This window comes from Nostoc punctiforme PCC 73102, from assembly GCF_000020025.1.
In the GTDB taxonomy this organism is placed as follows: Bacteria; Cyanobacteriota; Cyanobacteriia; order Cyanobacteriales; family Nostocaceae; genus Nostoc; species Nostoc punctiforme.
Window position 1 is genome coordinate 5,044,633 of the sequence record NC_010628.1, and the last position, 12,125, is coordinate 5,056,757.

Below are 12,125 nucleotides of genomic sequence, written 5' to 3' on the forward strand. Positions count from 1 at the left end.
GTAATTCGTAATTAATTTTTCCCTATTATCTATGCTCCTCTTCCCTGTCTCCTATAAACATCGTAGTATGAGGAGATGGGGAAAACTAGTTTTAAGGGGGAATGCATGAAAATCGCTATTGGCAGTGATGAACGCACCAACCTTACTGATAGGATACTGGAAGAACTTAAGCAGCGTGGGCATGAAGTTATAGTCTTCGGTTCCTTAGCTGAGAATGATTTAGAAGTTGATTGGCCCCTCAGTTGTAGTAAAGTTGCTTTGGCAGTAGCAACCCAAAAAGCAGATGAGGGGATTGTCTTTTGTTGGACTGGTACTGGTGCATCTATTGCCGCCAACAAAGTCTTAGGGATACGTGCAGCATTATGCCATGATGCTGAAACTGCACGTGGGGCACGTATTTGGAATCATGCGAATGTCCTAGTATTAAGTTTACGTGCCACTACAGAAGCGATCGCAAAAGAAATATTAGATGCCTGGTTTAGCACACCCTTTTCTGAAGATGAGTGGAACATCTTGCAAATGGAGCGGATTAGACAGTTAGAGAAAAGTGCTTTATTTCAGCAATCTTAGACCACTGAGGGTAACTAATACTGTAGAACCTTCATGCCCAATCACGCCAATAGGTAAGTTAATACTTCCTAGAAAGTTGCCCACCAAAAGCAACACAATAAAACTCAACGCTACGAATATATTCTGTTTGACTATGGATTGCGATCGCCTGCCCAAATGCATCGCTACAGCAATTTTTTCTAACTTGTCTGCCATCAGTACTATATCTGCGGCTTCTAGTGCCACATCGCTACCAGATATTCCCATCGCTATACCCACAGATGCTTGCGCTAAAGCTGGTGCATCATTAATTCCATCGCCCACCATTGCCACTGTTTGATACTTTTGCTGTAGATGGCGGATAACATCTAGCTTATCTTCTGGTAGAAGTTGAGCATATACCCGATCGATTCCTACAGCTTTGGCGACACTTTGAGCAGTTTCTTCATTATCTCCAGTTAACATGACAATTTGCTCAATTCCCAGTTGCTTTAAGCGCGTAATGGTTGCTGTTGCTTGCGATCTTACTTCATCTGCGATCGCAATTACACCCATCACCTCTGCTATATTTCCTTGCGCTACCCAAACCACAGTTTTACCTTCTTGCTCCAAAGATTGAGCTATTTCTCGCAACTCTTCAGGTAAATTTGTCACATACTGCTGCACAAAAACAGCATTGCCCACAATTATTTGTTGTTCTTGAGCGATTCCGACAATTCCCTGTCCAGGTATTGCTTGGACTTGTATTGCACCAACCAAGTCCAAATCACCCTTCGGGTTCAACAGTTTCGACTCGACGGGAACCGCCAAGACTCGAACTGTTTCACCAGCTGCCTGCACAATTGCCTTACCGATGGGATGTTCTGAATATGACTCCACACTAGCGGCGGCTTTTAATACATTTGATTGGGTGTATTCACTAACTGAAATTACCTGGAATACCTGCAACTGCCCTGTTGTCAGAGTACCAGTTTTATCAAATGCGATCGCTCGGACTTTGCCAATTTTCTCCAACTGTGCGCCATTTTTAAACAAAATCCCCTGTCTTGCACCGTTGGCGATTCCCGAAAGCAGGGTGGGCATAATTGCAGCCATCAGCGCACAGGGAGAAGCCACCACTAAGAAAGTCAGTGCCCGATAAATTGTTGTTTCCCAATCCCAACCCCAAAGAAATGGCGGTAAAGTTGCCAGTAATGTTCCGGCTACTACAATGACTTTGGCATATCCTTTTTCAAAGCGATCGATAAACTCTTGCGAAGGAGGTGCTTCTGTCTGCGCCTGTTCTACCAAGCGAATCACACGCTGAATCAAACTGCTTTGGGCTGGTTTGTGTACCTTAATCTGCAATGCACCATAGCCGTTAAGTGTGCCGGCAAATACTTCTGCACCCACTGTTTTCTCTACAGGTAAAGACTCGCCTGTAATTGCAGCTTGATTGAGGGTGCTGTAACCAGATAAAATTATCCCATCGGTAGGAATTAGCTCTCCAGGTTTAACGACAATCTCATCACCCACTTTTAACTGACTAATCGGAATTTCTTCTTCTCTTCCCTGAAGCAAAACTCTTGCTGTATCTGGTGTCAGGCTCATCAAACTGCGGATACTCCGCTCAGTTCGCGCCATTGCATAGCCTTCTAATGCGCCACTGATAGCAAAAATCAGAATCAAAATTGCCCCATCAATAATTAGATGATATTCTCGTCGCCATAAGCCGAGACTCGCAGCACCAATGGCCGCCACAATCATCAGCAAATCTACATCGAGTTCTTTTTCTTTGAAGAGGGTAGTCAATCCTTCCCGCGCACTTTCGTAACCACCAATTACATAAGCAGCAGGTAGTAGCAGGAACGCGAATCCCAAAGCGCCAAGATGTAAGGCGAACCATCCGAGAAATAACAGTAAGCCACACAAAAGGGCTGCTACGGTATCTGCGTGTTCTCTGGTGAATTGGCCCAAACGTTGGGGGTAGAGCATGAAAAGTGAATTAACAGGACTCTCTCACGCTAAACCTTAACATTAATGTTAATGTCAAGGTTTAGAATGATTTTGAAACCCATAGGCGCTTGCCTTGCCGTAGCGTAGGGGTGTCCAAAAAAAGCGTAAAGTACGCAATGCAACAAGGATATTACGCCATGTTTGCTATTTGTCAAACTCGCTCCAAAATTTCATCTTTTTCCCAATTCACTGATTCTTCCATTGTCCCAAGCTCTGCGAAAGCTTTAGCAGCTTTAAGAGTTGCATCCAAGTCAACACAGGATTTAGCAGGATAAACACCTTCTTGACCCCCAACTATCACGAATTCATTCATATCTGATTTAGAGGGGTCAACAAGATAATGAAAACTCTCATTATCAAATGTCAAATACACTATATATTTTCCTAAACCACCACCCACAGCCATGTGAGTTTCACTATCTGTTTCTAAAGTTACAAGTGTTTTGTGATGCCCGTCTAACTCTCTAATAGCTGATTCTATTTCTTGCCAACTGTGCGCTTGCTCGACACAACCCTTATTTTGATTACCCATCCAATCTTCAACTGAAAATTTTGTGATGAACATAATTAACCTCAGATCAGTGTAATTGTCTGACGATCGCTAGGGCTAATAACTTCTATTTCTTCTATACCAAGCTGTCTAGCCATTCCTTTCACACCTCCGTTTTGACCACACGCCCTACAAAGATCCCGGTCAACTGTTAAACGCGCTTTCCCTCCTCTTAATCCTGCATCAAAGGCTTGTTGAAAGGCATCAGCTTCAGCGTGTGTGCGACTAATTGGATTTACTTTAAGTGTAATCTTTCTGCGATTGGGATTACTGCCTGCACTGATACCAAAAAATACACTACCACTTATTTCTAACTTTGCGATTGTAGAACGGTCGTCTTCACTACCTGCTGGAGTCAGGCCAAGCTGTTGCCTATACTCTGCTAATTCTTCAAAAATAAGCTTATATCTCCATTGTTTAATACGACTTACCCAATCACTAAGTTTTCATCTATTACAATGTGACTCCTAGCCTAGATTTCCTCCACATCAATCAAACTTTGGTGAGGCGAGAAATGAAAAGGAGGTTGTAAGGAAACATAACGATTAATGTACCAGTGGCAAAGGTCTTTAAAAGACTCAAAAGTATAAATTTCTTCGTTTCCATGAGGCAAGATAAATAGGCGATTTCGATTAGAGGAATGAAACAAAATATCATCTCCACTGTAGCTATCAAAACAGGGAATACATTCAACAGCAAGTGTTTGTGTTAAAGACTCAGAGTTATCTTGCCAAAACCAGTACATAGCTAGTCTTTCACGGACTTCACTTAGCAAATTCTCTAAAATGTCGTGTGGAGAAAACACCCGCAGAGGTAAATCTAGAAATGTGCCAGACCCAAAAGTTGTAATAAATGTACGATAGTCTTCTGGAAATAAAACTTGTAATTTTTCCTCAACTAGTAAAAGTTCTTGTGTAGAAACAGGGTATAGTGGCTCCTGAGCGACAATGAATGAAATTCCCTGAAATTCAAGCATAGAATTGTTGTTTAAAAATTGGTCGTACTGAAAATATACATTAACACTAAGCTTTGAACTCAAAATATTTCAGATAAGTTGATAGTATTGGTGGAATTTGTCGAGAATTACAAATAATTCTGCCGTTGTTGGAGTAAATTATGAATGCTGCTTGTTTAACTATTAAAGAACTTACCGATGCAGTAGGCGGCGGTTTAACTCCGCGGATGGTGCGCCATTATCATCAATTGGGACTTTTACCGCAACCAGTGCGATCGCACAGCAATTACCGTCTCTATACCAAAACAGATGTTCTCAGGCTGCAACGGATTGTAGCACTGAAGCAGCAGGGGTTTCAGCTAAACCATATCCGCAATATTTTGGACGTGGAACCAGAAGCTGACACAACTGTTAACCTCATGGGACAACTTCAGCAGCAATATCGCGCGGTGATGCAACAAATCTCTCAACTGCGGCAAACTGCATCAGCATTAGAAGGATTATTGGGGCGCGATCGCCATTGTCAAATTATCCAGGCGGAAGTTTTGGCACAACTCAAGTTACTTGATGTCGAAACCCAAGCCGGATTGGGGGGATTGGAAAATCTCTGGAGTGGCTTGGATGCCGAAATTCATAGCCACTCAGAAGCTTTTTCCGAATCGCTACAACGCTTACTACCAGATTTATCTCACCGTTCGGAAATTGAACAACACTTAATTTCTCAGTTGGTTTTGGCTTGTGGCGATGTCAGTTTAATATCCTTTGTGAAATTGAGCCGAGATGCGATCGCAGCTAGCCGAGAAGCCTTATCTTCAAGCTGTCAAATCGTTGTTGATACCCAAACCGTTGCGGCTGCTTTAGATCAAACCCGATTACTTCACTTGGGATGCCGCACTGAAACCTTAATTGATAATCCCCACATTACCACCGCCACAGAAGCAGAAGCAGCTTTTTGGCAACATCGAGAATGGCGATCAAAATTGCTGCAAGTAAATCACGGTTGCGTGCTGGTAGTTGGTTATGCTCCCTCAGTCCTTGTAGAAGTTTGTGAAGCGATTAGCAATCAAAAAATTCAGCCAGCGTTAGTAATTGGAATGCCCATTGGCTTTAGTCATGCTCCCGCAGCCAAGCGACAACTGATGCAACAAGGGATACCTTTTATTACAGTTGCAGGAACTTTGGGAGGTGGCGCTTTAGCTGCTACTGCCCTAAATGCTTTGGTGGAGTCCCTGATTGATAAGCCAGATTGTCATTGTTATCTCAAAAATATAGTAGATTCCTCTGAGTGCTGAACAATAAGTACTCAATTAACACAAGAAGATACTCAGTACTCAGGATTACTGAAAATAATATTGTTAAATAATATTGAATTTGCTACACTTTACCAGTTTTAGTAATTCAATAATTCATAATTGTGGCCATAAGCTACCAACTTGGTATAAGTTGCAATATAAATTAGAACATTTTATAGTAAACAGACTCTAGTAGTTAGAGTATAAATTATCATGCTATACAATCTCAGTTCAAGTATAAATCAATATAAGTGCGCTGAAGGAACTTAGAACTAAAGAGAACTCAGATGTATAATTAGCGCGTCTCCTCCATAATCTTTAACAAGATTGTGGGTTAAGACTGGTAGGCTTTCTATTTTTTACTTTAATTAAGGGGCTTATGTGGCAACAAGAAAAAAAAGATACTTCGATAATCAGGCTGATACTATGGGTTGCTTTAGCTACAACTCCTATGGCAGCAGGTTTGCTGGTATCAGAACCGATACTGGCGCAATCTAAACCTACGTCTCCTTCTTTTACACTGCCGCAAACAGTGCAGAATGGAACGACAATTCGGATTGATGGTTCAAATAGTTTGGGTACAATCAACCAAAGCCTGAAAGAGAATTTTGAAAAACAGTTTTCGGGTACTAAGGTTGAAGTCGCCGCTAATGGCACTGATACAGCACTGAAAGATTTGCTAGATGGCAAAATCGACATCGTAGCAATGGGGCGTGGGTTGACACCAGCAGAAAAAGCTCAAGGACTAGAGCAAGTCCGCTTGCGCCGTGAGAAGATTGCGATCGTGGTCAGCGCAGATAATCCTTTCAAAGGAAGCTTGACTAGTAGGCAATTTGCCCGGATTTTCCGGGGACAAATTACAAATTGGTCACAACTAGGAGCGCCATCAGGGAAAATTCGGTTAATTGACCACCCGAACACAAGTGAGACTCGCAATACTTTTCGCACTTATCCAGCCTTCAAGACTGCTGAATTTGCTACAGGGTCTAGTGCTACCCAACTAACTGAGGATAATACCGCAGAAATCATCAAGCAACTGGGCAAAGATGGCATCAGCTATGTGTTAGCTAATCAGGTGTCGAAGCTGCAAAATGTGCGAGTTCTGCAATTACATCAAGCCTTGCCAGATGATGCAAAATATCCCTTCTCGCAACCTTTAGTTTACGTTTACAAAAAAAATCCCAGCTTAAGCGTAGTAGATTTTCTTGGCTTTACCCTGGCACCCGCAGGACAGCAGGCTATAGAACAAGCAAGAACGGCTGAAGCAACTGCGATCGCAACCAACGTATCACAACCTATTGTCACGCCTTCCCCTAGTCCCCAGACAACACCTGCTGCTACAGCTTCCCCTAGTGCTACTGCTTCTGCATTTGGCGAACAGCCTTTTGTCGCTCCTGCCAATACACAAAAAAGTCCAATTGTCAACAAAGAAGTACCGTTTTGGGTACTGCTACCTTTGTTTCTTGTTAGTGTAATTGCAGCGTTGGCCTGGTGGACTCTCGGAAAAAACCCATCATCTGATGAGAAAACAGACAACTTACCAGAATCCAATCCTCATCCACCCGATCCAGAAGATGGAGAAACAGCAGTACTTAATGCCAGCACAGCTGCCTCCATTAACGGAGCGATGCTTGAAGAACAGCCAGTTTCACAATTCCAAGAGCAAGAAACCCGCGATCGCACTCCTTTCAATATCTATGCTCAAACACAATCTGACCTGGCTGAAAATGGTACTCACGGGACATCCAATTTAGTACAAGAGGCAAGTAATGGAACTTCTAACCTCTATGAAGGTACAACCTCCACTCTAACTAATGGATCGGGAGCCGCAGCTTTAACTGGTGGTGCGGCTTTAGCAACGGGCATCGGAGCGGCTACCTGGTCTGCCTTTAACAACAAAGAAACAGAAACAAACGCAATTGATGAGACGGTCGAGTTAAATAATTATACTGAGACAAATACACCCGATTCTGATGAGGTTGCATGGGATATAGAAGCCCCAGCCGCTGTAGTAAACACCCCATATCCTCACTTGGGAAATCTTTCCGAAGAAATATCTTCTGATGTAGAACTGCCTTCATCTGAGTTAACAGCCCCACTGCCAAAATTACCAGATGTGCCAGAAGTAACATCTGATTTGGGATATTGGGACACAGAAATTTCTGAAGATGAGATAGATGAGGAACTTCAAGCAGAATTAAACTGGCTACAGAGTATTACCTCAACTGAAGATACAGCAGATGCAGCTTCAGCAGATGAATTGCCCTTACCAGACTCTGACGAAGTAGAACCTTCACCGTCACCAACATCTTCACTACTCAATTTGCCAGAATTACCAGATGTAGATGTATTCAATGTGGTAGCGGATGCAGCCGAACCTCCTATTGAGGTGGTAAACGAAGAATCTCAAACAGAGCCAACTGTTGGGGAAGGTGCTGCTGAGAATGACTCCATAGATTTTGCAGGCGTTGCGGCTTTAGCAGCAGGTGCAGGGATTGGAGCCTGGGCGATTAATCTGGGATCGGATACTCAAGGAGAAACTGATACTGCGATTGACAATGTGCCAATTGCAGCCGAAACAGATATCCATTTGGCAGATGCAGAAGATGAGAGCAGTATTTTGCTCACACCGCATACTTCGACATCAGCTCATGTCTCTTGGGAAATTTCTGAAACCAAGAAAGCAGAACTGTGGCAACAAGGCGGCTCTCAATTGGTAGTGCGACTGTATGATGTGACTGGCATAGACTTGAGTTATCAAACTCCCCAGCTTGTCCAGCAGTATGAATGTACAGAGACAGCACACGATCGCTTGGTAGAGATTCCCGCCAACGATCGCGACTACATAGCTGAAATTGGTTATATCGCTTATGGCGAGTACTGGTTATTCATAGCCCGTTCCGCAATTCTTCGTGTCTTCAGTCCTGTGAATCCAGATCCCATAGTTGATCGTGTGGCGAACACAGCCGAAACAAGTATTGGTTTGGTAGATGCAGATGAAGAAAGCAGTATTGTCCTTACACCACATACTTCGACATCGGCTCATGTCTCTTGGGAAGTTTCCGAAACCAAGAAAGCAGCACTGCGTCAACAGGGCGGCTCTCAATTTCAATTTATAGTGCGGCTGTATGATGTGACTGGGATTGACTTGAGCTATCAAAGTCCTCAGCTTGTCAAGCAGTATGAATCTGAAGAGACAGTAAACGACGGACTAGCGGATGTTCCCGCCAGCGATCGCGATTATATAGCTGAAATTGGTTATCTCGCTGATGGCGAACGCTGGTTATTCATCGCCCGTTCAGCAGTTGTTCATTTCTCCAGTTCTGTACATCCAGATCCCGTCGTTGATGATGTGGCGATTGCGGATGAACCAGATATTCACTTGGTAGATGTTGAAGAAGAGAGTAGTCTTGTCCTTACACCTCGCACTTCCCAATGGGCTGATGTTTCTTGGGAGATATCCGAAGCCAAGAAAGCAGAACTGCAACAACAGGGCGGCTCTAAATTGGTAGTGCGGTTATATGATGCAACTGGGATTGACTTGAGTTATCAACATCCTCAGTTTGTCCAACAATATGAATGTGAAGAGACTGCAAACGATCGCTTTGTAGAAATTCCCATCAGCGATCGCGATTACATAGCTGAAATTGGCTATGTCGCTGATGGCGATTGCTGGTTATTTATTGCCCGTTCTGCGATCGCTCGTGTTTTCAGTCCTGTTCCTACAGATTCCACCGTTGAAAATGGAGCCTTACCAAGCGAAACAGCTATTAACTTGGTAGACGTAGAAGAAAAGAGCAGTGAAGAAGAAAGCAACATACTGCTCACACCCCGCACTCCCAAATGGGCTTATGTCTCTTGGCACATTTCCCAGACTCAGAACAAAGCGCTGCTACAACAGGGCGGTTCTCAATTGGTAGTGCGCCTTTACGATGTAACTGGGATTGACTTGAGTTATCAAAGTCCCCAGCTTGTACAGCAGTATGAATGCGAAGAAGTAGCCCGCGATCGCTTTGTGGCGATTCCCGTAAGCGATCGCGACTATATGGTTGAAATTGGTTACATAGCAGAAGGCGATCGTTGGTTACTCATCGCCCGTTCACCTAATGTTCGCGTTTTCAGCCGTTCCCACGAAGATTTTTGGTTTGTAGCAGATGCTGAGTTAATTATTCACGGAGCAACCCAACCAAATACAAGCGTAAACATTGCTGGACATCCTATCAAAATCAAACCCGATGGTACTTTCCACCTGCGTCTTCCCTTTTCAGATGGTTTAATGGACTATCTCATAACAGTAGCTGCTGATGGAGAATCCACCAAAACCATCCATAAAAAGTTCTCTCAGGAAACTTCAGAGAACTAGTAATTATTCTTAGTTATCCCCTTTCAACCTACAGCTCTTCCCTTTGAAGTAAATGTAGTGAGAGGGGATTTTATTTCTAGGACTTGCATTAACAATCAAAATAACGATTCATTTACGCAAAAATTGGCTGTAAATTTAAAATAAAACCAAGAAGAACATCTTCGCCAGATAAACTTGTAGGACATTGTAAAGCTTCTGTTGCAAGATTTGGGCGATAAATGATTACTTGTTTATCTTTCGGATTAATTAACCAACCAAGTTGTAAACCATTTGCTAAGTATTCCTGCATCTTGGCTTGAGTCTCCTCGACATCATCAGTTTCAGAAACCAATTCGATTGCAAAGTCTGGGCACAAAGGGAGATATTTTTTTCTTTGTTGTGGTGTGAGAGCATCCCAGCGTTCCATCTTTATCCAAGAAGCATCAGGAGAACGAGTTGCACCATTGGAAAGTTTAAAACCAGTAGAAGAATCAAAAGCCTTTCCTAAATTATTTTGACTGTTCCAAAACCATAGTTGACCTAACAAATCAAAATTACGGTTTCCTGTTTCTCCTCCAGTGGGTGACATGATTACCAATTCTCCTTCAGCAGTTAATTCTAAACGCAACTCTTTATTTACAGCAACAATCTGTTCAAATTCCTCATCCGTAAATTTGAGATTAGGAGGTAATTGTAAAGTTAAAGCAGTCATAATTAATTCCGCTCCACGAAATCTTAGTTGCGTTACACCCATGCGCTGCTAATAGCTAAAACTAAACCTCTACTTTAGAATTTCCTCTAATAAGAAGTAGTCTTACAGAAAGTGTCACTAGGGGCAAAGTAATGAATAAAGTATCGAATTTGATTGAGGAGTTGGAACTTTATCCACTTTGATTCTGGTTTAGTGGGTAAAAAGAATTGAACAGCGCATCAAAATCTCTCTTTAGTTGCGACTCCAATTAAAATCGGAACTTTTTAGAATGATAAGCTTAGGCATCGCTAGCCCAAATCCTCAACAAAGCTACTGAGAAATTTTAGTCTTATTTTAGACTAATTACTACGTATACAAGCTTTGAGTACAGGAGTCACTGAAAACTCATTTCTTTAGTTTATCTAAAGTCGCATCTAAGTTCTCAAATTACCTTTCTAAGATAGAAGCAGCAACCATAAGTTGCCATACACGACTAAAACCCAATTAACAGCTAGTGGCTGCGGAGAACATAAAAATGGCTAAAACGCCAGAATCCTTAGAATCGTCTATCAATGAAATTACAGATAGAGCTTTAGATCGTGATTGTACAACCTTATCGCGTCACGTTCTCCAGCAACTTCAGAGTTTTTCGCCAGATGCACAAGATTTGAGTGCGCTGATGAATCGCATCGCCTTAGCAGGTAAACTAGTTGCACGCCGTATGAGTCGCGCTGGTTTAATGGAAGGCGTTCTCGGTTTTACCGGGGAAGTTAATGTCCAAGGAGAATCCGTCAAAAAGATGGATGTCTACGCCAATGATGTGTTTATCTCAGTGTTTAAGCAAAGCGGCTTAGTCTGTCGCCTCGCCTCTGAGGAAATGGAAAATCCCTACTATATCCCCGAAAATTGCCCCATTGGTCGCTATACCCTGTTGTATGACCCAATTGATGGCTCATCCAACACAGATAATAATCTCAGCTTGGGTTCTATTTTCGCCATTCGCCAACAAGAAGGAACTGATAGCGATGGTAAGGCAACCGATCTCCTCGCCAACGGACGGAAGCAACTTGCTGCCGGATACATCCTGTATGGGCCATGCACAATGCTGGTTTATACTATAGGTAAAGGCGTTCATTCCTTTGTCCTCGATCCCAGCTTAGGAGAATTTATTCTCACAGAAGAGAATATTCGGATTCCTAACCACGGTTCCGTTTACAGCGTGAATGAGGGTAACTTCTGGCAGTGGGAAGAATCGATTCGAGAATATATCCGCTACGTTCATCGCACAGAAGGCTACAGCGCTCGTTATAGCGGTGCAATGGTGAGCGACATCCATAGAATTTTGGTTCAAGGCGGTGTGTTCCTCTACCCAGGTACAATTCAAAACCCAGAAGGGAAATTGCGCTTGCTTTATGAAACTGCTCCTCTCGCCTTTTTGATTGAGCAAGCAGGCGGCCGTGCTACGACAGGATTGGTAAACATCTTGGATGTAGTGCCAAAAAAACTACATCAGCGCACACCTTTAATTATTGGCAGTAAAGAAGATGTCGCAAAGGTAGAGTCTTTTATTCAAAACGGACACTAGAAGACAATTCGTAATTCGTAATTACTGTTACGTAAGGGTTTCAGAGATTTTATAAGGGTGTTTATTTCCGCCGTGCTGTACTCTCATCTGCCATTAATTAAACGTTAATCATGGTGATTTAGGATTGGGGATGCAAAATAGCGCTTTTTGAAGATCAGAAGATCAA

General features: G+C 42.8%; 9 protein-coding genes. 4 read left to right on the plus strand and 5 right to left on the minus strand.

The features are described 5' to 3' along the window. Positions 1–105: 105 nt before the first annotated feature. Complete coding sequence (locus tag NPUN_RS20265) at positions 106–570, plus strand: RpiB/LacA/LacB family sugar-phosphate isomerase (RefSeq protein WP_012410362.1); 465 nt, start codon at positions 106–108, stop codon at positions 568–570. On the opposite strand, the gene NPUN_RS20270 is transcribed toward NPUN_RS20265, so the two are convergent. The 4 genes from NPUN_RS20270 to NPUN_RS20280 form a co-directional block, all read right to left on the minus strand. Next, a complete protein-coding gene (locus tag NPUN_RS20270; protein WP_012410363.1) occupies positions 553–2,523 on the minus strand; it encodes a heavy metal translocating P-type ATPase in 1,971 nt (656 codons plus the stop codon). The genes NPUN_RS20265 and NPUN_RS20270 overlap by 18 nt on opposite strands. A 172-nt stretch (positions 2,524–2,695) precedes the next feature. Beyond that, positions 2,696–3,109: an Imm1 family immunity protein gene (locus NPUN_RS20275; RefSeq protein ID WP_012410364.1), complete on the minus strand. Its 414-nt coding sequence runs from the start codon at positions 3,107–3,109 to the stop codon at positions 2,696–2,698. A gap of 8 nt (positions 3,110–3,117) precedes the next feature. Next, entirely contained in the window at positions 3,118–3,516 is a 399-nt protein-coding gene (locus NPUN_RS39305) for a deaminase (RefSeq protein WP_083782421.1), read from the minus strand. 50 nt (positions 3,517–3,566) lie between these two features. Beyond that, positions 3,567–4,070, minus strand: a complete 504-nt coding sequence (locus tag NPUN_RS20280; protein WP_012410365.1) for an SMI1/KNR4 family protein — start codon at positions 4,068–4,070, stop codon at positions 3,567–3,569. A gap of 140 nt (positions 4,071–4,210) precedes the next feature. Here NPUN_RS20280 and NPUN_RS20285 point away from each other — a divergent pair, with 140 nt between their 5' ends. Both NPUN_RS20285 and NPUN_RS37835 read left to right on the plus strand, forming a co-directional pair. Beyond that, positions 4,211–5,341: a precorrin-8X methylmutase gene (locus NPUN_RS20285; RefSeq protein WP_012410366.1), complete on the plus strand. Its 1,131-nt coding sequence runs from the start codon at positions 4,211–4,213 to the stop codon at positions 5,339–5,341. Positions 5,342–5,720: 379 nt separating this feature from the next. Beyond that, complete coding sequence (locus NPUN_RS37835) at positions 5,721–9,704, plus strand: DUF4912 domain-containing protein (protein WP_012410367.1); 3,984 nt, start codon at positions 5,721–5,723, stop codon at positions 9,702–9,704. Between the two features lie 112 nt (positions 9,705–9,816). Here the strand turns inward: NPUN_RS37835 and NPUN_RS20295 are convergent, their stop codons facing one another. Beyond that, complete coding sequence (locus tag NPUN_RS20295; protein ID WP_012410368.1) at positions 9,817–10,395, minus strand: Uma2 family endonuclease; 579 nt, start codon at positions 10,393–10,395, stop codon at positions 9,817–9,819. Between the two features lie 514 nt (positions 10,396–10,909). Here NPUN_RS20295 and fbp point away from each other — a divergent pair. Continuing rightward, a complete protein-coding gene (fbp, locus tag NPUN_RS20300; RefSeq protein ID WP_012410369.1) occupies positions 10,910–11,959 on the plus strand; it encodes a class 1 fructose-bisphosphatase in 1,050 nt (349 codons plus the stop codon). The last annotated feature ends 166 nt before the right edge of the window (positions 11,960–12,125 follow it).

What these genes read in the sequence shown, in the direction of transcription:
- NPUN_RS20270 (WP_012410363.1), bottom strand. Translation starts at nt 2,523, where the DNA reads ATGCTCTACCCCCAACGTTTGGGCCAATTCACCAGAGAACACGCAGAT.
- NPUN_RS20265 (WP_012410362.1), top strand. Translation starts at nt 106, where the DNA reads ATGAAAATCGCTATTGGCAGTGATGAACGCACCAACCTTACTGATAGG.
- NPUN_RS37835 (WP_012410367.1), top strand. Translation starts at nt 5,721, where the DNA reads ATGTGGCAACAAGAAAAAAAAGATACTTCGATAATCAGGCTGATACTA.
- NPUN_RS20295 (WP_012410368.1), bottom strand. Translation starts at nt 10,395, where the DNA reads ATGACTGCTTTAACTTTACAATTACCTCCTAATCTCAAATTTACGGAT.
- NPUN_RS20275 (WP_012410364.1), bottom strand. Translation starts at nt 3,109, where the DNA reads ATGTTCATCACAAAATTTTCAGTTGAAGATTGGATGGGTAATCAAAAT.
- NPUN_RS20285 (WP_012410366.1), top strand. Translation starts at nt 4,211, where the DNA reads ATGAATGCTGCTTGTTTAACTATTAAAGAACTTACCGATGCAGTAGGC.
- fbp (WP_012410369.1), top strand. Translation starts at nt 10,910, where the DNA reads ATGGCTAAAACGCCAGAATCCTTAGAATCGTCTATCAATGAAATTACA.
- NPUN_RS20280 (WP_012410365.1), bottom strand. Translation starts at nt 4,070, where the DNA reads ATGCTTGAATTTCAGGGAATTTCATTCATTGTCGCTCAGGAGCCACTA.